The organism is Staphylococcus equorum (genome assembly GCF_029024965.1).
Taxonomy (GTDB): Bacteria; Bacillota; Bacilli; order Staphylococcales; family Staphylococcaceae; genus Staphylococcus; species Staphylococcus equorum.
Genome location: NZ_CP118982.1, coordinates 1,704,621 through 1,727,261, shown reverse-complemented (window position 1 = coordinate 1,727,261; position 22,641 = coordinate 1,704,621). Strand labels below are relative to the sequence as shown.

Below are 22,641 nucleotides of genomic sequence, written 5' to 3'. Positions count from 1 at the left end.
ATGAAAAAAAGACTTGGTACGATGTTTGCGATAAGTGCTATTATTACTGTTGCTGCTGCATATGAAGGATTAGATAACCAAGATATGACTGAGCCAACAAATCATTTCTGGTCATTAGATCCAATGAAATATAATACGTATACTAAAGGACAATGCACGCACTACGTCTTTGAAAAAGTAAGAGAAGATGGAATGAAAATAGGGAAGAAATGGAACGACGCAAAGTATTGGGCATCGTATGCACAAAAAAGTGACTATAAAGTCAATCAATCACCCAAGGTAGGGAGCATTTTACAGACTACTGAAGGTGAGTATGGTCATGTAGCTTATATTGAACAACGAAATGACAATGGTTCATTAGAAGTTAGTGAAATGAATTATAACAAGCCTTTTGAAATATCAAACCGAATTATAACGAAAGACGAAGTTAAAGATTATAAATATATCCATCCTAAGAAAAACGCTAGTGTTTAAACATAATAGTATTTAGAGACAATACTTGTGCATGCTTTCCGCGGGCACAGCCTCAGCCTGTAGTCTTCGGCTCGTGCATTTCCCGCAGGAGTCAGCACAAGTCGTTACCTTGATTTAATATTAAAATAATATGAAATATGTTTTCAATAACTCATGTCTATGTTTTAATAGGAAGATTTACTTAATATATTCATATAGTTTTTTATTTTGTGGCAGTTCTTTTGCATGCTTTCCGCGGCCACAGCCTTTAGTATTCAACTCATGTTGAACTATTCGACTAGGTGCCGACGTTTCAATACAATATTGTCACTACTTGAACATAAAATATTTCATCTACATTAACTATTAAAAATAGGCAACATGGTGCGCCATTTTATTGTTAACTGTAGATGAATTTTTAAATTACCTTATTGTATATGTGAATATTATTAGTGATTTAGTATTAATAATGTAACTTTTTTATCAGATATTCAAACTGTAACTTTTTTTATAAGTTTGATTAGGATATAATGAAAGATGTTGTAAAAGCGACTGAGATTAGAATAGGAGGTACAGACATGAAACGTCCGTACTATATTGGTATTTCTTTATTCATAACAATCGTTATATTAATATTAGATCAAATCACAAAATTTATTGTTGCTAGTTCAATGAAGGTTGGAGAAACATTTGAAGTTATTCCCAACTTTTTAAATATAACTTCTCACAGAAATGATGGTGCCGCTTGGGGTATTATGAGCGGGAAAATGGGCTTTTTCTATATTATTACAGTTATTATACTCGTAGTGCTCATTGTATTTTATATTAAAGAAGCAAAACACAGTTTGTTAATGCAAATCGCTATTAGTTTATTATTTGCAGGTGCTTTAGGTAACTTTATTGATCGCGTATTACACGGTGAAGTTGTTGACTTTATTGACACATATATATTTGGTTATAACTTTCCAATATTTAATGTAGCTGACTCTAGTTTGACGATAGGCGTTTTGTTAATTATTATCGCTTTGTTAACAGATATGAAGAACGAAGAATAGGAGAGATTTTGCATGACAATACATGAGTATAAGATAGAAAATAAAGATGACGCAGGCCAGCGTATCGACAAAGTATTACCTGAATTCAATTCAGATTGGTCACGTACACAGATTCAAGATTGGATAAAATTATCACTTGTAAAAGTAAATGATAAGCTAATTAAACCAAATTATAAGACGAAGTTAAACGACCATATTGTAGTAACTGAAAAAGAAATTGTAGAAGCAGACATCAATCCAGAAAATTTAAACTTAGATATATATTATGAAGACGATGATGTAGCAATCGTTTATAAACCTAAAGGTATTGTGGTGCATCCTTCAGCTGGGCATTCAACAGGGACACTTGTAAATGGTTTAATGTATCAAATGAAAAATTTATCTGGCATTAATGGTGAAGTACGTCCAGGTATCGTACATCGTATTGATAAAGATACATCTGGTCTATTAATGGTAGCCAAAAATGATATTGCACATCGTAGTTTAGTGAATCAATTAGTTAAGAAAACTGTGACACGTAAATACGTAGCGCTTGTTCATGGGAATATACCGCATGATTATGGTACGATAGAGGCACCAATTGGTAGAAATAAAAATGATCGTCAATCAATGGCCGTTGTTGATGATGGTAAAGAAGCAGTTACACATTTTAATGTATTAGAGCATTTTAATAATTATACTTTAGTAGAATGTGAATTAGAAACAGGGCGTACACACCAAATACGTGTACATATGAAGTATATTGGATTTCCACTTGTAGGCGATCCGAAATATGGACCAAAGAAAACCTTGAATATTGGCGGGCAAGCGCTACATGCCGGTATCATTGGTTTTGAACATCCAGTGACGCAAGAATATATTGAAAAGTCTACACCACTTCCTGAGGATTTTGAACAATTATTAGCAGATATTCGTAAAAGTGACAGCTAACTAATAAAAGTAAATTTGAAATATAAAGTTTTGAAGGCTTAAATTTAATATATAAGAACGAGCTACTAGAATTCTATATTAGAACCTAGTAGCTTTTTATGAGATTGGGACAAAATACAGGTCCCGCCCCTAATCTATCATATGAGTGACGTGAAATAGCGTCAAATGATTATTTTGAATTTTATTTGACCGCTTGCAAGTGAATTATATTCATGGTAATATAGTGACAGTTTAATAGAGCGCCATATCGTCTTTAAATGAAAGTCCAGAGAGGCTTCGAAGACATGGATTTAATATAAGGTACATAAACATATTGTATGTTTGTGAAGACAAATGAACACTGTTGTAGCTGAAGTTTATCGCGCAATGGGAAACATAGTGGTTAACTCCCTGTGAAGAGAAAGCATCTAAGTTAAGTGAAGATAAATCTCTTGTTTGTTTATGATACTTTATAACTAAACCTCATGTCTAAAAAGACATGAGGTTTTCTTTATATTAAATAAGATAAATATTTATCAAATTAAGGAAGGTGCCTAAAATGTCAGAACGAGTTATTATGGATGAAGCAGCGATTCAAAGAACGGTGACACGTATTGCACATGAAATTTTAGAATATAACAAAGGTACTGATAATTTAATATTGTTAGGTATTAAAACGCGCGGTGCATTTTTAGCACGACGTATTCAACAAAAAATTGAGCGCATAGAAGAGAAACTTGTGCCAACTGGAACAATTGATATCACTCAATTTAGAGATGATTTAGAACAGACAATAAACGAAGCTGAAGAAAGCGCATATGAAATTGATGTTAATATTACAAATCAAGTCGTAATTATCATTGATGATGTTTTATATACAGGACGAACAGTCAGGGCCTCCTTAGACGCAGTGTTACAGTACGCTAGACCTAAGAAAATAGGTTTAGCTACACTAGTAGATCGAGGACATCGAGAATTACCGATACGTGCAGACTTTGTTGGTAAAAACATACCAACAGCAAGGGAAGAAGCTGTGGCAGTTTTTCTTGAAGAAATTGATGATAGAAATGCAGTAGTAATTGAATAGCACCTTTTAATTCAGTACGAGAGACTGAAAAAGGGAAGAGGATTTAAATTTTCAGCTACGATCTAACCATTAGATACGTAAGCAATTCATTTATAGTTGTCAAATGCACGATGTTGATAACATTCCTCTTCACATATACTTTGTTTTATTGCGAGTTATCTATAGTCATTAAATGTAAATGGCTATAATTCAACATAGCAATAATCAAGATATATACTTTTTAGTCTCTTTACATGAATTTAATGTAAAGAGATTTTTTTATGAGAGGAAGCATAAAACATGGAAAATGAAACAATGTTTGAACGGACAGTTAAGCCAGTATTAGATGTGCAAGATAGACCTAAATTAGGACAATGGGCATTTCTAAGTACACAACATTTATTTGCGATGTTTGGCTCAACTGTACTCGTACCATTTTTAACAGGATTACCTATATCTTCAGCGTTATTAGCTTCTGGTGTTGGGACATTGTTATACATACTAATTACCAAAGCAAAGATACCAGCATACTTAGGGTCGAGCTTTGCATTTATTACACCCATTATTACAGGACTTAATTCACATAGCTTAGGTGACATGTTGATGGCGTTATTCATGAGCGGTGTAATGTATGTACTCATCGGTTTAGCAATTAGATTAACTGGAACAGCATGGTTGATGCATTTATTGCCGCCGGTTGTTGTAGGACCAGTCATTATGGTTATAGGATTAAGTTTGGCACCTACAGCAGTTAATATGGCAATGTTTGAGAATTCCTCAGAGATGCAAGGCTATAATCTGAGTTATTTAGCAGTAGCAATGACCACGTTGATAGTAACAATCGTAGTGCAAGGGTACTTCAAAGGATTCTTATCCTTGATACCTGTATTAATTGGTATCGTCACAGGTTACATCCTTTCAGCATTTATGGGACTTGTCAATTTTGCTCCAATAGCGAAAGCAAAATGGTTACAATTTCCAGACGTGTACTTGCCATTTAAAGACTACACGCCATCCATTCACATGGGACTAATCATTGTCCTGATACCTATTGTCTTTGTGACTGTAAGTGAACACATCGGTCACCAAATGGTCATTAACAAAATTGTAGGACGTAACTTTTTTAAGGATCCAGGTTTAGATCGTTCGATTATTGGTGACGGTGTTTCTACCATGTTTGCAAGTTTGATTGGCGGGCCACCGAGCACAACTTATGGTGAAAATATTGGTGTTTTAGCCATCACAAAAATTTATAGTGTATACGTCATCGGTGGCGCAGCAGTTATCGCTATTATTTTAGGATTTGTTGGTAAATTTACAGCACTCGTCTCATCTATACCTACCCCAGTAATGGGTGGTGTATCTATACTACTGTTCGGTATTATCGCAGCAAGTGGTCTAAGAATGCTAGTCGAAAGTGAAGTTGATTTTGCAAGTAACCGTAACCTTGTTATTGCATCAGTTATCCTTGTAATTGGTATTGGTAATCTCGTCTTTAACTTAAATGGCGTCGGTATCAATATGCAAATAGAAGGCATGGCATTAGCAGCTTTAGCAGGCATTATACTCAATCTTATCTTACCTAAGGAAACACCAGCGAATAAATAAGCATTGATCATTATGAGGAGGCTAAAAAATTGGATAACTTATTGTCGATGGAACATCTAACTACAAATGAAATATATGAATTAGTCAAACGTGCGAGTGCAATAAAAAAAGGTGAACTAGAACCTCGACGTTATGAAGATAAATTTGTAGCAAATTTATTTTTTGAAAACTCAACACGTACGAAAAGTAGTTTCTTAGTAGCAGAACAAAAATTAGGACTGAAATTAATTGATTTTGAAACAAATACATCTTCTGTTCAAAAAGGGGAAACATTATATGACACGTGTAAAACTTTAGAACAAGTAGGTGCAGATGTTCTGGTAATAAGACATTCACAAACCACTTATTATGATGAATTAAAATCGCTTAACGTACCAATTATTAATGCAGGAGATGGCAGTGGGCAACACCCGACACAAAGCTTACTAGACATCATGACAATCTATGAAGAATATCAAACTTTTGAGGGCTTAAATATTTTGATTTGTGGTGATATTAAAAACTCTCGTGTCGCTCGAAGTAATTTTCAAAGTTTAACAGCACTGGGTGCTAACGTAATGTTTTCTAGCCCAGATGCTTGGAAAGATGATTCCTTAGATGCGCCGTATCAAGATATTGATACTGTAATAGATGAGGTAGATATAGTAATGTTATTAAGAGTACAACACGAAAGACATACAGACGAGAACACAACACAATTTGAAGTAAGTAACTATCATAATCAATACGGGTTAACGCAAGCGAGATATAATAGGCTAAAATCACAAGCAATCGTGATGCATCCAGCACCAGTAAATAGAGGTGTGGAAATAGAAGATTCACTTGTAGAAGCATCAAAATCACGTATTTTCAAACAAATGGAAAATGGCATGTACTTACGCATGGCAGTTATAGATTATATTTTACAATCGAAAGGGGCAGAAACAAATGAAATTATTAACGAATGCTAAAATCTTAAAAAACGGTGAATTTGAAACGGTGTCTATCTTAGTTGAAGGACAACATATTAAACAAATAGCTACGCAAATTGAGGTAGATACAAATACTGAGATAATTGATGTTAAAGGACGGTTTGTTTCTCCAGGTTTAGTAGATGTGCATGTGCACTTACGTGAACCAGGTGGGGAGCATAAAGAAACAATAGCAACGGGTACGAAAGCAGCTGCTAGAGGTGGATTTACAACCGTCTGTCCAATGCCAAATACGCGTCCAGTGCCTGATTCAAAAGAAAATTTAAATCATTTAAATCAATTAATAGAAGATAATGCTGAAGTAAGAGTATTACCTTACGCAGCTATTACAGTGAGACAAGCTGGTAAAGAACATGTCGATTTTGAAACACTTGCTAACAACGGTGCATTTGCATTTACAGATGATGGTGTAGGTGTTCAACAAGCTAATATGATGTATGAGGCGATGCAAGCAGCAGCAAAAGTGAATAAAGCAGTCGTAGCACACTGTGAAGATAACAGTTTAATTTATGGTGGCGCTATGCATGAAGGACAACGCAGTAAAGCTTTAGGCATTCCTGGTATTCCAAATATTTGTGAAGCAGTACAAATTGCACGTGATGTGCTATTAGCAGAAGCGGCTGGCGCACATTATCATGTATGTCATGTATCTACGAAAGAGAGTGTCAGAGCAATTCGTGATGCTAAAAAAGCAGGGATACATGTGACAGCAGAAGTTACACCACATCATTTATTATTAACTGAAGATGATGTTCCAGGTGATGATGCGATTTATAAAATGAATCCTCCATTAAGAAGCAAAGAAGATAGAGAAGCACTGATTGAAGGCCTATTAGATGGTACGATAGACTGTATTGCAACAGACCATGCGCCACACGCTACAGAAGAAAAAGCACAGCCTATGACAAAAGCGCCATTTGGTATTGTTGGAAGCGAAACAGCTTTCCCATTATTGTATACGCATTTTGTAAAAAATGCTGATTGGTCGTTACAACAGTTAGTAGATTATTTAACGATTAAACCAGCTCAGACTTTCGAGTTACCTTATGGTACATTAGAAGAAGGCGGATTAGCAGATTTAACAATTATTAACCTAGATGAGGAAAGTGAAATAAAAGCAGAGGATTTTGCATCTAAAGGAAGTAATACGCCATTTATAGGTTATAAAGTATATGGTACGCCAGTATTAACAATGGTTGAAGGTGAAGTTAAATTTAAGGAGGAACAATAATGTTGAAGAAACGCTATCTAGTTTTAGAAGACGGTTCATATTACGAAGGCTATCCCCTTGGTTCTGACCAATTAACAGTAGGAGAAATTGTTTTTAATACTGCAATGACGGGTTATCAAGAAACAATATCGGACCCGTCATACACGGGTCAAATTATTACATTTACATATCCACTTATCGGAAATTATGGTATAAATCGAGATGACTTTGAATCACTTGTACCTACCCTAAATGGTGTAGTTGTTAAAGAAGCAAGTGATCATCCAAGCAATTTCAGAAAACAAAAGACATTACATGACGTATTAGTAGAATATGATATTCCAGGTATTTCAGGTGTTGATACGCGTAGTATTACCAGAAAAATCAGAAATTTCGGCGTGTTAAAAGCAGCTTATACTGATAATAAAGCTGAAATTGAATCATTAGTAGAACAGTTAAAAACGACTGAATTACCTAAAAATGAGGTGACAGAAGTATCAACGAAAACACCTTACGTTTCAACTGGTTATGATTTGAGTGTCGTATTAGTCGATTTTGGTAAAAAACAGAATATCGTTAGAGAATTGAATTTGCGTGGTTGTAATGTAACCGTCGTACCATATGATACTTCAGCTGAGGCAATTATGAGAATGACTCCAGATGGGGTAATGCTTTCTAACGGACCAGGAGACCCTGAAGAAGTAAAAATCGCAGTTGAAATGATTAAAGGTATACTAGGACACGTTCCGTTCTTTGGTATATGTTTAGGACATCAACTTTTCGCCTTATCTCAAGGTGCCACATCATTCAAAATGAAATTTGGTCATAGAGGTGCCAATCATCCTGTAAAAGATCTCAAAACAGGAAAAATTGCAATAACAAGTCAAAACCACGGTTACGCAATCGATAAAGACTCATTAATTGATAGTGACTTAGAAATTACACATATTGCAATCAATGATGGAACGGTAGAAGGTTTAAAACATAAGTCATTACCAGCATTTTCAGTTCAATATCACCCTGAAGCATGTCCAGGACCATCTGATTCAAATTACTTATTTGATGAGTTTATCGATATGATGAATGATTTTAAAGCGAAGGAGCGTATGTCAAATGCCTAAACGTACAGATATAGAAACGATTTTAGTTATTGGATCCGGACCAATTATCATTGGTCAAGCTGCAGAATTTGATTATGCAGGAACACAAGCTTGTCTAGCATTAAAGGAAGAGGGCTACCGTGTAATATTAGTAAACTCTAATCCAGCAACAATTATGACTGACAAAGAAATTGCAGATAAAGTATATATTGAACCATTAACACATGATTTCATAGCTCGCATTATTCGTAAAGAACAGCCGGACGCATTATTACCTACATTAGGTGGACAAACAGGATTGAACATGGCCATTCAATTACATGATAGCGGTGAACTTGAAGCAAACAATGTACAACTTTTAGGCACTAAATTAGAATCTATTCAACAGGCAGAAGACAGAGAATTATTTAGATCATTAATGAATGAACTTGATGTGCCTGTGCCTGAAAGTGATATTGTAAACACTGTAGAACAAGCGTTTATGTTTAAAGAAAAAGTTGGCTATCCACTCATCGTAAGACCAGCATTTACAATGGGAGGTACTGGCGGCGGTATTTGTCATAATGATGATGAATTCAAAGAAATTGTAGCGAATGGATTACATTATAGTCCAGCAACACAATGTTTAATTGAAAAATCAATTGCTGGTTTCAAGGAAATTGAATATGAAGTAATGCGTGACAAAAACGATAACGCTATCGTTGTGTGTAACATGGAAAATATTGATCCAGTTGGTATACATACAGGCGATTCGATTGTTGTGGCGCCGAGTCAAACATTGTCAGACATTGAATATCAGATGCTACGTGACGTGTCATTAAAAGTAATCCGTGCTTTAGGTATAGAAGGCGGCTGTAACGTGCAGTTAGCTTTAGATCCACACTCTATGGATTATTATATTATTGAAGTAAATCCACGTGTATCTCGTTCGTCGGCATTAGCCTCTAAAGCAACAGGTTATCCAATTGCTAAATTAGCAGCTAAAATCGCAGTTGGCTTATCGTTAGACGAAATGTTAAATCCAATTACAGGTACATCTTATGCTGCATTTGAGCCAACTTTAGATTATGTTATTTCGAAAATTCCACGTTTCCCATTTGATAAATTTGAAAAAGGTGAACGTGTTTTAGGAACTCAAATGAAAGCAACTGGCGAGGTTATGGCAATTGGTAGAACTTACGAAGAGTCACTACTGAAAGCAATTCGTTCCTTAGAGTATGGTGTACATCACCTTGGTTTACCAAACGGAGATTCTTATGATTTAGATTACATTAAAGCTCGTATCAATGATCAAGATGATGAACGTTTATTCTTTATAGGTGAAGCGATACGCCGTGGAACAACATTAGAAGAAATTCATGATATGACACAAATTGATTACTTCTTCTTAAATAAATTCCAACATATCATCAACATTGAGCATGATTTGAAGGCCAATAAAGGTGATATCGAATATCTGAAATTTGCCAAAGATTATGGCTTTAGTGATCGTGTCATTGCACACCGTTTTGATATGACCGAAGAAGAAGTTCATGATTTAAGAATAAAAAATGGTATAACGCCAGTTTATAAAATGGTAGACACTTGTGCGGCAGAATTCGAATCAGCAACGCCATATTATTATGGTACGTATGAATATGAAAACGAATCTATTGTTACAGACAAAGAAAAAATTCTTGTGCTCGGTTCAGGGCCAATTCGTATAGGACAGGGCGTAGAATTTGATTATGCAACAGTGCATGCGGTGTGGGCAATACAACGTGCAGGTTATGAAGCAATTATCATTAATAACAATCCAGAAACCGTATCAACAGACTTTTCAATTTCTGATAAATTATACTTTGAGCCATTAACAGAAGAAGACGTTATGAATATTATTGATTTAGAGCAGCCTAAAGGTGTAGTTGTACAATTTGGTGGCCAAACAGCAATCAACTTAGCAGATAAACTTGCTAAGCATGACGTTCAAATTTTAGGAACATCTTTAGAAAATCTAAATCGTGCTGAAGACCGTAAAGAATTTGAAGCATTATTACACATGATTGATGTACCTCAGCCTCAAGGTAAAACAGCGACGTCTCCAAAAGAAGCATTAGAAAATGCGAGAAATATAGGTTATCCAGTTGTTGTAAGGCCTTCATATGTATTAGGTGGACGCGCGATGGAAATTGTGAATAGTGATGCCGAACTAGAAGATTACATGAACCAAGCGGTTAAAGCGAGTCCTGATCATCCAGTACTAGTAGATAGTTATTTGACAGGTAAAGAAATTGAAGTGGATGCGATATCTGATGGGGAAACTGTTATAATCCCTGGTATTATGGAGCATATCGAAAGAGCTGGTGTTCACTCAGGAGACTCTATAGCAGTCTATCCACCACAGACATTAACGCAAGAAGAAATGGTTACGTTAGAGGACTATACGATTAGGTTAGCTAAAGGATTAAATATTAAAGGATTAATTAATATCCAATTTGTTATTGCGCGTGATGGTGTCTTCGTCTTAGAAGTGAATCCACGTTCGAGCCGTACAGTACCATTTTTAAGTAAAATTACGAACATCCAAATGGCTCAGCTAGCGATGCGTGCGATTATGGGTGAAAAACTTGTAGATTTAGGTTATAAAGCAGGTATTCAGCCATATACTGAAGGTGTCTTTGTCAAAGCGCCAGTGTTTAGCTTTAATAAGTTGAAAAATGTTGATATTACGCTCGGACCTGAAATGAAATCAACAGGAGAAGTTATGGGTAAAGATACAACAATGGAAAAAGCCCTATTCAAAGGATTAACAGCCAGCGGTATGGAAGTAAAAGATCATGGTACTGTATTGATGACAGTGAGTGATAAAGATAAAGAAGAAGTAGTCAGTATCGCACATCGTTTAAATGAAGTAGGCTATAAAATTTTAGCAACAGAAGGTACTGCCAATAAATTAGCTGAGCATAATATACCAACAGAAATTGTCGGTAAAATTGGTAAAGAAAATGATTTATTAACGCGTATTCAACAAAGCGAAGTACAAATTGTAGTGAATACGATGACGAAAGGTAAGGAATTCGAACGTGATGGCTTCCAAATCAGACGTACATCAGTTGAGAATGGCGTGCCTTGTCTCACTTCATTAGACACAGCTGATGCACTAACGTCAGTGATTGAAAGCATGACATTTACCATGAAAAATATGTAATAGTTAAGTTTGCTATCAACTAAGATAAAATAATAGCGTGATTGCGCAACAATTTTTTTATCTTAGTTCATATAGTAGAAGTTTTTAAAATACGAGGTGTAGAACATATTATGAATAATTTACCAATTATTGCACTAGACTTTGATTCATCAGAAGCGGTGGATACATTCTTAGACCAATTTGATGAGCCACTTTTTGTAAAGATAGGTATGGAACTTTTTTATCAAACTGGACCACAATTAATAGCGTCTATTAAAGCACGCGGACACGATATTTTTTTGGATTTAAAATTACATGATATCCCTAATACTGTGGGTAAGGCAATGGAAGGATTAAGTAAATTAAACGTTGATTTAGTCAACGTACATGCTGCTGGCGGAACTGAAATGATGACGCGCGCATTAGAAGGCTTAAAAAAACATAACCAAAATATTAAAATTGTGGCAGTTACGCAACTTACTTCAACTACAGAAACCATGTTAAGAAATGAACAAAATATTCAAAGTTCTATAGAAGATGCAGTGCTTAATTATGCGCATCTAGCCAAAACATCTGGTTTAGATGGTGTCGTATGTTCACCACTTGAATCGGCATTACTCACAGGCGAACTCGGCAAAAACTTTTTAAAAGTAACACCTGGTATTAGGCCAGCGAATACGCATTTGGACGATCAAAAAAGAATTACTACACCGGAAGAAGCAAAACAATTAGGCTCGACACATATTGTAGTAGGACGACCAATTACAAAAAGTAATAATCCGGTTGCAAGTTATCATAAAATTAAAGAAAGTTGGTTAAGTTAAAATGGCTAAAGCAATAGCAAAAGCACTATTAGATATTAAAGCAGTTTCACTTTCGCCAAACGACCCGTTTACATGGAGTTCAGGTATTAAATCACCTATATATTGCGATAACCGAGTGACATTAGGTCATCCTTCTGTTCGACGTAATATTAGAAATGGTTTAATTACATTAATTAAAAATAATTTTGCGGATGTGGAAATCGTTTCAGGCACTGCAACAGCTGGTATTCCACATGCTGCCTATGTTTCTGAAGTGCTAGATTTACCGATGAATTATGTGCGTTCTAAAAGTAAGAGCCATGGTAAACAAAACCAAATTGAAGGTGCATTGAGCAAAGGTAAAAAAGTGGTTGTCATTGAAGACTTAATTTCAACAGGAGGTTCTTCTATAACTGCTGTGGAGGCGTTAAAAGAGGCAGGAGCTGATGTTCTAGGCGTTGTAGCTATATTTACGTACGGTCTAAAAAAAGCGGATGAACAATTTAAAGCAGCCCAAATACCTTTCTTTACTTTAAGTAATTATAATGAATTAATTGAGGTAGCTAAAGAAAAGGGAGAAATTTCTGACATTGATATTGATACATTAGTTGAATGGCGGGACAACTTGTCTTAAAATATGAGTTGGAGGGGATATTATGACAGAAGACCCGAAAAAAGCATATAATCACTTTGCACATTTAAATGATTTTTTAAAAAAAGAAGACGATTATAGACATCCATCTCATTCAGACGATAAAAACGAATGGCTAGCTAACACATCTGAAGCAAATATATACAAGAAATCAAAGTCTAGTATTAAACAAAAAGGACACATTAAGTAAATCATAACATGTAATATGTATAGACGTATTTAAGACCATAATAAAGAGGAAGATCAAAATGAATTCCATTTTGACCTTCCTCTTTATATTAAATCATTTTGATATAGTAAACTTTTTGTTGGAATTTGTTAAATTAAAGTCATTTTTTACCGATAAAGACTATCAATATAGTACTTATTATATGTGCTGACCGTATTAAAACTAAATTGTGTAATTGTGTAGTATAGTTATTAGCGGATCATAAGTTTAATAATAATATAACCTACTAATAATACTAATGCTGCGATAAGTAATGGAATAATATAAAAAGACATGAAATACCTCCAATTAGATTTATATTTATTCTAACTGTAAATATGAAAAAGTAAAAGAAATAAAGATGATATAGTCATTCAACTAAAAAAAGAGTTGACTGTTATACATTTTTTGAAAGTAATGGGCTAAAAGCTTTACAAAAATTACAAAGTGGTGTGACTACTATTGTTGTGGTACATTTACATTTATAATACGATGTATAACTTAGAATTACAATAATATATTTTCATGAGGCTGGGACATAAATATAAGTCTTAGCCTCAATAGTTATATTGATTTTAGCTGACTGAATTGAAAATACTACTCGTAATTGTTTGCCAAAGAGGTATAATTTTTGAAAATGTAAGGGGTGCTTAAATGAAAATGATGAAACAATTATTCCGTGATCATACTAAAAATGTCATTGTTTGTTTAATTGGCGCATTTGTCAGTGCAATTGCAGTAAATTGCTTTATCTTAGAATCTAATCTAGGGGATGGAGGCACAGTTGGTATATCTTTAGCGCTCAAATATGCTTTTGGTTGGTCGCCAGCTTTAACTTCTTTAATTATTAATACAATCGTTATTATTGTAGGTTGGAAATTTTTAAGTACCAGAACTGCTGTATATACTTTTATTGCAAATACGGCAATTTCTCTATTTTTAGATTTAACTGAAAATTTTAGTACAGGTATAGATAACTTTGTAATCAACGCTGCTTTTGGTGGTGTGTTTGTAGGCGTGGGCATCGGCTTGGTTATTGCAGCAGGTGGTGTCATTGGAGGAACTTCAGTTGTAGCTAAAATGCTGAATAAGTACTTTGATATAAAAACTTCACAAGGTATATTCTTATTAGATGGTTTAGTTGTCCTATCGTTCTTGTTTGTCTTACCGTTAGAAAATGTGTTGTTTACGATTATTATGATATTCATTACCGAACGTGCAACTGCATTTATAATTGAAGGATTTAATCCTAAAAAAGCTGTTACAATTATTTCAGATAAAAATGAAAATATTAGTGATAAAATTAACAGTTTTACAGGCAGAGGCTCAACCTTACTTAAAGGGAAAGGCGGTTTCGGTAAAAAAGAAACAAGTATGTTATATGTTGTAGTGCCACAATCCCAAGTCACGCGAGTCAAAAAATTGGTGAATGAAGAAGATGACAAAGCTTTCTTAGTTATACATGATGTACGTGACGTGCTAGGCAGTGGATTTATTAATTTAACATAAGCCAATATTTTAAACGATTGCAAATAAGAATTTGTAAATATTTTACAATTTATAATAGCGTTGTATATTCGATTTTTTACAATTTATCATTTATTCTAGTATTAAGAAGAATTAAGGAGGTTGGATAATGGCTATACCAAAAATAACTACATTTCTAATGTTCAATGGAGATGCAGAAGAAGCAATTAATTTATATGTTAATACATTTGAAGATGCTGAAATATTGGCATTGGTAAGATATAGTGAAAGTGATAAAGAACCAACAGGTGCTGTTCAACACGCTATTTTCAGGTTGAAAGATCAAGTGTTTATGGCAATTGATAACATGAATGGTGTCGATATAGAAATGAATCCAGCCGTATCATTGTATGTCACTGTAGACAGTGCGTTAGAAATGGAACGCTTATTCAGTAATCTGAAAAGTGGTGGGGCTATTTTAATGCCTAAAACTCAGATGCCACCATTTAGAGAATTTGCTTGGATACAAGATAAATTTGGTGTTAATTTTCAATTAGCATTGCCAGAATAAAATTAAATTATAAAATGAAAAAAGCTAGGATATAATCGTTTTTGAAAGAGCAAACGACTTTATCCTAGCTTTTTTATTATGCGCTTTGATAATCCTAACGCTTATAATAAAAATTATTTTACTTTCATTTTTTGAATGTGATCATAATCTGGTGTAGCAAAAAGCGTTTTCTGATTATCATATGTTACAAAACCTGGTTTGGCACCTGAAGGTTTGTGTACATGCCTAATTTCTGTGTAATCTACTGGAATTTGTCCGGAATTACCAGCTTTGGAGAAATAACCAGATAACATGGCCGCTTCTTTAATCGTGTCTTCACTTGGTGCATCACTAAGTATCACAACATGTGAGCCTGGTATATCTTTCGTGTGGAACCAAAGATGGTTTTTTGCCGCTTTTTTATTCGTTAAATAATCATTTTGTTTATTGTTTTTACCGACAAGAATTGTATCACCATCAGTTGAAACATATTCTTGTAATTGAATGGTTTGTTTCTTTTTCTTCTTATTTTGTTTGCGTTGTTTCATAAAGCCCTGTTCTGCAAGCTCATCACGGATATCATCAATCTCATCAACAGAGATATGTGCGAGTTGTTGTTCAATACTTTCAAAATAAGCAATATTCTCTTGAGTTAATTCAATTTGACGTAGTAACTCGTGTGCTCTTGTTTTTAACTTGTTATATTTTTTATAATAATTCTGCGCATTAACAGCAGGGGCTTTAGTTGGGTTAAGAGGAATCGTAATTTCTTCACCAGTATAATAATTAAGCGTTGTAATTTCTTTATCGCCTTGCTTAATTTGATAAATATTGGCAGTTATTAACTCACCATACAGTTGCTGTAATTCTTTTTCTTTTGTACCTTCTTGCTCATCAATTAGTTTACTTAATTTATTTTGATATTTATGAAGTTGTTGTTGTACAAATTTAACTAAATCATTCGCACGTTGTTTGACGCGTTCTCTCTCGCCACGTGCATCATAATAGCGATCAAGTAAATCATGCAGTGAATCATATTCTACAACATCATCATAAAATTGATTTAATTTCATAAAGTAAAAATCTTCTTTACCTGTTTCATGATTTTTATGGAAAACAGGTGTGGGCTCCCCCTTAGTTTCTTCAATTACTATATCAAATGCTTCAGGCAATGTTTGAGCAGTCATAAATTGTTTTCTGCTAACAATTTCATTAGTGATTAATGGACTAAAACCTTCTAAATGATCTAGTAATTGTCGTGCTATTTTTCCACTATTAAAATCTATATATTTTAATACAGTTTCTCCTGATATATCATATGGATTAATTTTGTTTTGCGCAGGTGGTGCTTCATATTGAAAACCAGGCATTACAGTACGATACTGATTTGTATTTGGTGTTAAATGCTTAAAGCCTTCAATAATCTTGCGCTGTTCATTTACTAAAATTAAATTACTGTGTTTACCCATAATTTCCAATATAATTGTACGATGTATTGTATCGCCAATTTCATCTTTACTCTGTACATCTATTTCTACACGTCTATCATTACCAATTTGTCTTACTGCTTTTATAAAGCCACCTTCAATATGTTTACGGAACACACGTGCAAACATAGGAGGATCAAATGGATTATCATATTTTTTATTAGTTAAATGCATTCTAGTAAAACTTGGATGGATAGAAAGTAGAAGCTGATGATTTTTACGATTTTGACGCACGACGACAAGAAGTGTGTCGTTTTCTGGTTGATTTATTTTGTGGATTCTACCACCTACAAGAAATTGTAGAGATTCCACCATTTTTTTAGTGAATAAACCATCATATGCCATTACTATCAGCCACCTTATTTTTAGTCATTCAACATATTGTAACATGGCGCAAAGATTAGGTCATGAGCAAAGTTTGTGTTGTGGGACGCTATACAATTGAATGTTTCTTATGGTATCATATGTTAATAATAGAAGATTAGCTTAGAGAGGTAGTAAGTCATGGATAATGAGAAAGGTTTATTGATTGTACTATCTGGACCTTCTGGTGTAGGAAAAGGGACAGTTAGAAAAAAAATATTTGATGATCCAGCCACATCTTATAAATATTCTATTTCAATGACCACACGTAGTAAACGTGAAGGTGAAGTAGATGGTGTTGATTATTTTTTCAAAGCAAAAGCAGAATTTGAGGAATTAATTAAACAAGATGAATTTATAGAATATGCTGAATACGTAGGAAATTACTATGGGACGCCTGTTCAATATGTTAAAGATACGATGGAGCAAGGCCATGACGTATTTTTAGAAATTGAAGTAGAAGGTGCGAAACAAGTGCGTAAGAAATTCCCAGATGCATTGTTTGTTTTTCTTGCCCCGCCAAGTTTAGATCATTTACGTGAACGATTAGTCGGTCGTGGTACGGAATCTGATGAAAAAATTCAAAGTCGTGTGAATGAAGCACGTAAAGAAGTCGAAATGATGAACTTGTATGACTATGTTGTAGTTAATGATGAAGTAGAGTTAGCTAAACAACGTATTCAATCTATTGTAGAAGCTGAGCATTTGAAGAGAGAACGTATTGAAGCGAAATATAGAAAAATGATATTGGAGGCAAAAAAATAATGTTATACCCACCATTAAACGAATTAACAGCAAAAGTTAATTCAAAATATTTAATTGCAACTACTGCTGCAAAACGTGCTCGTGAAATAGATGAAAATCCAGAATCAGCATTGTTAAGTAAATATGATGCAAAAAAACCTGTAGGTAAAGCGCTAGAAGAAATCGCTGGCGGAGATGTTTATCCGGACGGACTATATAAAATACCATCTAAGTAATTAAAAGTTAATCTTGAAACATATAAATAATAACTAGCACGCTGCTAGTTTAAAGTTTTTCAAAATGAGTCTGGGACATAAATGCGTGTCTCAGACTCATTTGTTAGATTGAACAGTAGTTGTTTGATATCTCATTGTACTTGTTTCAAGCTTTTAAAGTGCTATATCTTCATTTATGAAGAGAAAGTAGTGCGGATATAAGCGCTTCAGTTCTTGTGTTCTTTTTTAATAAGGCTTGCGGAGCGGGAATACGAAATCAAATTTTTGATTTCTATCCTGCTCCCTTTTTTTATTTAATTTAAAATTTTGTGTATAATGGTGATTAATCATTTATTTAAAGCATTCAATAACAAATTAACCTTTGTTTTATTTAAAAATATAAAGTTATAGTCCATTAAGAGGTCATATTTAAATTATTTGGAGGAGATTTGCAATGAAACGAATATTACTTGCTGTTACAGGTGGAATTGCTGCGTATAAAGCAATTGATTTAACAAGTAAATTAACGCAAGCAGACTATGACGTTAGAGTCATGCTTACAGATCATGCACAAGAGTTTGTGACTCCATTAGCTTTTCAAGCAATTGGTAGAAATCCAGTTTATACAAGTACTTTTTTAGAACAAAATCCGGAAGAAATTCAACATATCGCATTAGGTGATTGGGCAGACGCAATCGTAGTGGCACCAGCGACAGCAAATATCATTGCTAAACTTGCAAATGGTATTGCAGATGATATGGTAACGTCGACATTGCTCGCTACTGAAACTGCTAAATTTATTGCGCCAGCGATGAATGTGCATATGTATGAAAATAAGCGAACACAACACAATCTCGCTACACTGAGTTCAGATGGTTATTATTTTCTTGAACCTGGTGAGGGCTTTTTAGCATGTGGCTATGTAGCAAAAGGCCGTATGGAAGAACCTTTGCAAATTGTTGAAAGGTTAAACCAGTTTTTTAAACACAATGACCAAGCATCTTATTCGATAGACAGTCGATTTGAAGGTATGAATGCACTAATCACTGCTGGACCGACTGTCGAAGAGTTAGACCCAGTACGTTATTTATCTAACCGATCATCAGGAAAAATTGGTTATGCATTGGCAGAATCACTAACTAAGCGTGGGGCTAACGTCACACTCGTATCTGGACCTACACATCTAACACCTCCAGAAAATGTGAATGTTATTCAAATTCAGAGTGCTGAGGAAATGTTTGAAGCGGTGAAAACACACTTTGATGAACAAGATATCGTATTTAAAGCTGCAGCAGTATCAGATTATGCGCCTGCTGAAATGTTAGAGCACAAACTAAAAAAACAAGACGGTACATTATCTGTGACTTTTAAACGTACACCAGATATTTTGAAATATCTAGGTGAACACAAAACAAAGCAATTCTTAGTAGGCTTTGCAGCAGAAACACAAAATATTGAAACATATGCGCAGAAAAAACTGCAACATAAAAATGCAGATGTGATTATTGCTAATAACGTAGGAGATCGTTCAATAGGGTTTAGTTCAGATGATAATGACTATACGATGTACTTTAAAAATGGAAATCCTATGAGTTTAGGAAAACACAAAAAAGTCATATTAGCGGAGCATATCTTAGATAGTTTAGAAACAAGGTGGGAATAAAATGATAGCAAAAGTAATTGTTGATATACCTTCTAAAAGTGTGGACTTTACGTTCGATTATATAATTCCTACAAGACTACAATCTATGATACAAGTTGGTATGCGTGTCATTGTGCCTTTTGGACCAAGGACAATTCAAGGCTATATTATGGAAATAACAGAACAACCCGATGCAAATATAGATATAGCTAAGCTTAAAGAGATAAAAGAAATTCAAGATATTAAACCAGAATTAACTGAAGAACTTATTAAGTTAACAGATTGGTATAATAATTACTTTGTGACGAAGCGTATTTCTATGTTAGAAGTGATGTTACCAAGTGCAATTAAAGCTAAATATACAAAAGTTTTTTCAATTGAAAATGATGAAGCGATTCCGGAACAGTTACGACTCCGTTTTGACAGTGAAGGTCATTATGCGTATAAAGAAGCTCAATATAATGATGATCTATCCGCCATCTCTCCTTTATTAAAGCAAGGTGATATTAGTGAAGTGACATTGCTTTCTCAAAGTCTCAGCAAAAAGAAACAACGTGCTGTGAGAGTGGTAGAAGGTTTTGAATATGATGCTGTATTGGGTTCTTTAGAAAAGTCTCAAAAGCAATATGATTTATATGCTTATTTAATTGATGAACGTCATCATACTGTACTACTGAAACAATTAGAAGCAATGAACTTTTCAAAATCAAGTATTGATACACTGATGCGCAAAGGCTTTGTGGAAAAATACGATGCAATCGTGGAACGTGATCCCTTTGAAACGCGTGTATTTGAACAAGATGAAAAGCAACAACTCACAGCTGATCAACAACAAGCGTTTGAAGCAATACTTAAAAATATTAAGGCACATGAACAGAGAACTTTTTTACTCCATGGTGTGACTGGTTCAGGAAAGACTGAAGTTTATTTGCAAACAATTGAGGAAGTGTTGCATTTAGATAGACAAGCTATGATGCTAGTGCCAGAAATTGCATTAACCCCACAAATGGTTTTAAGGTTTAAGCAACGATTTGGTGACGAAGTTGCCGTGCTCCACTCAGGTTTGTCGAAAGGTGAACGCTATGATGAATGGCAAAAAATCAGAGATGGTAAAGCTCGGGTAAGTGTTGGTGCACGGTCAAGCGTGTTTGCGCCATTTAAAAATTTAGGCATGATCATTATTGATGAAGAACATGAATCATCTTATAAACAAGAGGATTATCCTAGATATCATGCACGTGATATCGCAGAGTGGCGCAGTCAATATCATCAGTGCCCATTGATATTAGGGAGTGCCACACCAAGTTTAGAAACATACGCGCGCGCAGATAAGGGCGTTTATGAACTGTTATCTTTACCAAACAGAGTCAATCAACAGGCGTTGCCAGAAATTGAAATCGTTGATATGAGAGCTGAATTAAGTTCAGGTAATCGGTCTATGTTTTCCGAACAATTACGTGAAGCCATTCAAACTCGTTTAGATAAACAAGAACAGATTGTATTGTTTTTAAACCGTCGAGGCTATGCATCATTTATGTTATGCAGAGATTGTGGTCATGTACCACAATGTCCTAATTGTGATATCTCATTAACTTATCACAAGTCTTCGGATCAATTGAAGTGTCATTATTGTGGTCATCAAGAAACACCACCGAGCAAATGTCCTAATTGTGAAAGTGAACATATCAGACAAGTTGGTACTGGAACACAAAGAGTTGAGGAGTTATTACAAGAAGTGTTCCAGGAAGCACGCATTATACGAATGGATGTTGATACTACATCTCGTAAAGGTGCTCATGAAAAATTATTAAATGATTTTGGCTCAGGTAAAGGAGATATTTTATTAGGTACTCAAATGATTGCGAAAGGGTTAGATTTTCCTAACATCACACTCGTAGGTGTACTCAACGCGGATACAATGTTGAACCTTCCTGACTTCAGAGCAAGTGAACGTACTTACCAATTATTAACGCAAGTATCAGGTCGTGCAGGACGTCACGAAAAAGAAGGTCAAGTAATCATTCAAACTTATAACCCAGAACATTATGCGATTAAAGATGTTCAAGAAAATGATTATCCGGCTTTCTTTAACAAAGAGATGAATTATAGGAAAATAGGTAAATATCCTCCTTACTTCTTTTTAATTAATTTCACTATCTCACACAAAGATATGAAGAAAGTCATGGAAGCATCGAAACATATTCATAAAATTTTATTACAGCATTTATCGGATAAAGCATTAGTGTTAGGACCATCACCAGCAGCATTATCAAGGATAAATAATGAATATCGCTTTCAAATCTTAATTAAATATAAAAGTGAACCAGCGCTCCACGAAGCGCTTAAGTATTTAGATGATTATTATCATGACCAATATTTAAAAGACAAGCTATCGTTAAAAATTGATATTAATCCCCAAATGATGATGTAAGCAACTTAGTTAAATGTATTGTCTACAGTTGATCCAAAGTTTAGAGAGGTTTGTATAATTAAATAAACTACAAAAAAGGACAAATAGTTTAATTTGAGACGTTTTTAAAGTCTTAGTTAACTGTTTGTCCTTTTTAATGTTATATATTTGAATGATTGCTAACAATGTTGGTTAATATATTTGGCATTCGTCGATTTGCATCCTTGAAATATTATATTAGAGGAGTTTTGTGAGGAAAAAAGAGATTATTAATATTGCTAATGATTATAAATAGCATCTATGAAGGGGAATAAATACGCTAAAAACATAAGTATTACTAGAATAGCTATAAACCAGTTTTCTTTATCCAAACTTATTCATCCTTTGTAAAAGTATATAGTAACCATATTATAAAAGAATAACTAAAATCAATAACATAGGGTGAATGTAATTAAATCTTTAAGTTAAATTAACAATGTTATTAAAAGTGAATAGTGAGCTACTATTTATTATAAAGGTCTTTTTAACTTTTTGTTTTTAAAACTTTAAATGTCTATAACAA

Annotated in this window: 19 protein-coding genes; 18 read left to right on the top strand and 1 reads right to left on the bottom strand. The window is 34.2% G+C overall.

Annotation, left to right across the window (positions count from 1 at the left end; all coding sequences use genetic code 11):
• The 14 genes from PYW44_RS08315 to PYW44_RS08250 all read left to right on the top strand — a co-directional run bounded on the left by PYW44_RS08315 (position 1) and on the right by PYW44_RS08250 (position 15,239).
• Positions 1 to 474: a CHAP domain-containing protein gene (locus PYW44_RS08315; protein ID WP_021338700.1), complete on the top strand. Its 474-nt coding sequence runs from the start codon at positions 1 to 3 to the stop codon at positions 472 to 474.
• Positions 475 to 1,031: 557 nt separating this feature from the next.
• Positions 1,032 to 1,508: a signal peptidase II gene (lspA, locus tag PYW44_RS08310; protein ID WP_002507923.1), complete on the top strand. Its 477-nt coding sequence runs from the start codon at positions 1,032 to 1,034 to the stop codon at positions 1,506 to 1,508.
• A gap of 12 nt (positions 1,509 to 1,520) precedes the next feature.
• Positions 1,521 to 2,438 carry an RluA family pseudouridine synthase gene (locus PYW44_RS08305; protein ID WP_002507922.1) on the top strand — a complete coding sequence of 306 codons (918 nt, stop codon included), beginning with the start codon at positions 1,521 to 1,523 and terminating at the stop codon, positions 2,436 to 2,438.
• Positions 2,439 to 2,976: 538 nt separating this feature from the next.
• On the top strand, positions 2,977 to 3,504 hold the full coding sequence (gene pyrR / locus PYW44_RS08300; protein WP_002507921.1) for a bifunctional pyr operon transcriptional regulator/uracil phosphoribosyltransferase PyrR: 528 nt from the start codon (positions 2,977 to 2,979) through the stop codon (positions 3,502 to 3,504).
• 279 nt (positions 3,505 to 3,783) lie between these two features.
• The gene (locus PYW44_RS08295) at positions 3,784 to 5,091 is read left to right on the top strand and encodes a uracil-xanthine permease family protein (protein WP_021338701.1); all 1,308 of its coding nucleotides are present in this window, start codon (positions 3,784 to 3,786) and stop codon (positions 5,089 to 5,091) included.
• A 29-nt stretch (positions 5,092 to 5,120) separates the two neighbouring features.
• Positions 5,121 to 6,041: an aspartate carbamoyltransferase catalytic subunit gene (locus PYW44_RS08290; protein WP_021338702.1), complete on the top strand. Its 921-nt coding sequence runs from the start codon at positions 5,121 to 5,123 to the stop codon at positions 6,039 to 6,041.
• Positions 6,019 to 7,293: a dihydroorotase gene (locus tag PYW44_RS08285; protein ID WP_107518225.1), complete on the top strand. Its 1,275-nt coding sequence runs from the start codon at positions 6,019 to 6,021 to the stop codon at positions 7,291 to 7,293. The genes PYW44_RS08290 and PYW44_RS08285 overlap by 23 nt, the downstream gene beginning before the upstream one ends.
• On the top strand, positions 7,293 to 8,393 hold the full coding sequence (locus PYW44_RS08280; protein ID WP_021338704.1) for a carbamoyl phosphate synthase small subunit: 1,101 nt from the start codon (positions 7,293 to 7,295) through the stop codon (positions 8,391 to 8,393). Before PYW44_RS08285 ends, PYW44_RS08280 begins: the two co-directional genes overlap by 1 nt.
• Positions 8,386 to 11,559: a carbamoyl-phosphate synthase large subunit gene (carB, locus tag PYW44_RS08275; RefSeq protein ID WP_021338705.1), complete on the top strand. Its 3,174-nt coding sequence runs from the start codon at positions 8,386 to 8,388 to the stop codon at positions 11,557 to 11,559. The genes PYW44_RS08280 and carB overlap by 8 nt, the downstream gene beginning before the upstream one ends.
• Positions 11,560 to 11,669: 110 nt before the next feature.
• A complete protein-coding gene (gene pyrF / locus PYW44_RS08270; protein WP_021338706.1) occupies positions 11,670 to 12,362 on the top strand; it encodes an orotidine-5'-phosphate decarboxylase in 693 nt (230 codons plus the stop codon).
• A 1-nt stretch (position 12,363) separates the two neighbouring features.
• Complete coding sequence (gene pyrE, locus PYW44_RS08265; RefSeq protein WP_021338707.1) at positions 12,364 to 12,975, top strand: orotate phosphoribosyltransferase; 612 nt, start codon at positions 12,364 to 12,366, stop codon at positions 12,973 to 12,975.
• A 22-nt stretch (positions 12,976 to 12,997) separates the two neighbouring features.
• Entirely contained in the window at positions 12,998 to 13,183 is a 186-nt protein-coding gene (locus PYW44_RS08260) for a hypothetical protein (protein WP_002507913.1), read from the top strand.
• Between the two features lie 672 nt (positions 13,184 to 13,855).
• Positions 13,856 to 14,710 carry a YitT family protein gene (locus tag PYW44_RS08255; RefSeq protein WP_002507912.1) on the top strand — a complete coding sequence of 285 codons (855 nt, stop codon included), beginning with the start codon at positions 13,856 to 13,858 and terminating at the stop codon, positions 14,708 to 14,710.
• 127 nt (positions 14,711 to 14,837) lie between these two features.
• On the top strand, positions 14,838 to 15,239 hold the full coding sequence (locus PYW44_RS08250; protein ID WP_002507911.1) for a VOC family protein: 402 nt from the start codon (positions 14,838 to 14,840) through the stop codon (positions 15,237 to 15,239).
• Positions 15,240 to 15,352: 113 nt separating this feature from the next.
• Here the strand turns inward: PYW44_RS08250 and PYW44_RS08245 are convergent, their stop codons facing one another.
• Complete coding sequence (locus PYW44_RS08245) at positions 15,353 to 17,050, bottom strand: Rqc2 family fibronectin-binding protein (RefSeq protein ID WP_002512293.1); 1,698 nt, start codon at positions 17,048 to 17,050, stop codon at positions 15,353 to 15,355.
• A gap of 159 nt (positions 17,051 to 17,209) precedes the next feature.
• Between PYW44_RS08245 and gmk the strand changes: the two genes are divergently transcribed.
• The 4 genes from gmk (at position 17,210) to priA (ending at position 22,100) form a co-directional block, all read left to right on the top strand.
• Complete coding sequence (gene gmk, locus PYW44_RS08240; RefSeq protein WP_002507909.1) at positions 17,210 to 17,833, top strand: guanylate kinase; 624 nt, start codon at positions 17,210 to 17,212, stop codon at positions 17,831 to 17,833.
• Entirely contained in the window at positions 17,833 to 18,048 is a 216-nt protein-coding gene (rpoZ, locus tag PYW44_RS08235; protein ID WP_002507908.1) for a DNA-directed RNA polymerase subunit omega, read from the top strand. Before gmk ends, rpoZ begins: the two co-directional genes overlap by 1 nt.
• 433 nt (positions 18,049 to 18,481) lie before the next feature.
• A complete protein-coding gene (gene coaBC, locus PYW44_RS08230; protein WP_002507907.1) occupies positions 18,482 to 19,690 on the top strand; it encodes a bifunctional phosphopantothenoylcysteine decarboxylase/phosphopantothenate--cysteine ligase CoaBC in 1,209 nt (402 codons plus the stop codon).
• Between the two features lies 1 nt (position 19,691).
• Positions 19,692 to 22,100 carry a primosomal protein N' gene (gene priA, locus PYW44_RS08225; RefSeq protein ID WP_021338708.1) on the top strand — a complete coding sequence of 803 codons (2,409 nt, stop codon included), beginning with the start codon at positions 19,692 to 19,694 and terminating at the stop codon, positions 22,098 to 22,100.
• Positions 22,101 to 22,641 lie beyond the last annotated feature (541 nt).

Bases quoted from the DNA above. Each gene is read 5' to 3' on its own strand.
- PYW44_RS08315 (WP_021338700.1), top strand. From the start codon at position 1: ATGAAAAAAAGACTTGGTACGATGTTTGCGATAAGTGCTATTATTACT.
- lspA (WP_002507923.1), top strand. From the start codon at position 1,032: ATGAAACGTCCGTACTATATTGGTATTTCTTTATTCATAACAATCGTT.
- PYW44_RS08305 (WP_002507922.1), top strand. From the start codon at position 1,521: ATGACAATACATGAGTATAAGATAGAAAATAAAGATGACGCAGGCCAG.
- pyrR (WP_002507921.1), top strand. From the start codon at position 2,977: ATGTCAGAACGAGTTATTATGGATGAAGCAGCGATTCAAAGAACGGTG.
- PYW44_RS08295 (WP_021338701.1), top strand. From the start codon at position 3,784: ATGGAAAATGAAACAATGTTTGAACGGACAGTTAAGCCAGTATTAGAT.
- PYW44_RS08285 (WP_107518225.1), top strand. From the start codon at position 6,019: ATGAAATTATTAACGAATGCTAAAATCTTAAAAAACGGTGAATTTGAA.
- PYW44_RS08280 (WP_021338704.1), top strand. From the start codon at position 7,293: ATGTTGAAGAAACGCTATCTAGTTTTAGAAGACGGTTCATATTACGAA.
- carB (WP_021338705.1), top strand. From the start codon at position 8,386: ATGCCTAAACGTACAGATATAGAAACGATTTTAGTTATTGGATCCGGA.
- pyrF (WP_021338706.1), top strand. From the start codon at position 11,670: ATGAATAATTTACCAATTATTGCACTAGACTTTGATTCATCAGAAGCG.
- pyrE (WP_021338707.1), top strand. From the start codon at position 12,364: ATGGCTAAAGCAATAGCAAAAGCACTATTAGATATTAAAGCAGTTTCA.
- PYW44_RS08260 (WP_002507913.1), top strand. From the start codon at position 12,998: ATGACAGAAGACCCGAAAAAAGCATATAATCACTTTGCACATTTAAAT.
- PYW44_RS08255 (WP_002507912.1), top strand. From the start codon at position 13,856: ATGAAAATGATGAAACAATTATTCCGTGATCATACTAAAAATGTCATT.
- PYW44_RS08250 (WP_002507911.1), top strand. From the start codon at position 14,838: ATGGCTATACCAAAAATAACTACATTTCTAATGTTCAATGGAGATGCA.
- PYW44_RS08245 (WP_002512293.1), bottom strand. From the start codon at position 17,050: ATGGCATATGATGGTTTATTCACTAAAAAAATGGTGGAATCTCTACAA.
- gmk (WP_002507909.1), top strand. From the start codon at position 17,210: ATGGATAATGAGAAAGGTTTATTGATTGTACTATCTGGACCTTCTGGT.
- rpoZ (WP_002507908.1), top strand. From the start codon at position 17,833: ATGTTATACCCACCATTAAACGAATTAACAGCAAAAGTTAATTCAAAA.
- coaBC (WP_002507907.1), top strand. From the start codon at position 18,482: ATGAAACGAATATTACTTGCTGTTACAGGTGGAATTGCTGCGTATAAA.
- priA (WP_021338708.1), top strand. From the start codon at position 19,692: ATGATAGCAAAAGTAATTGTTGATATACCTTCTAAAAGTGTGGACTTT.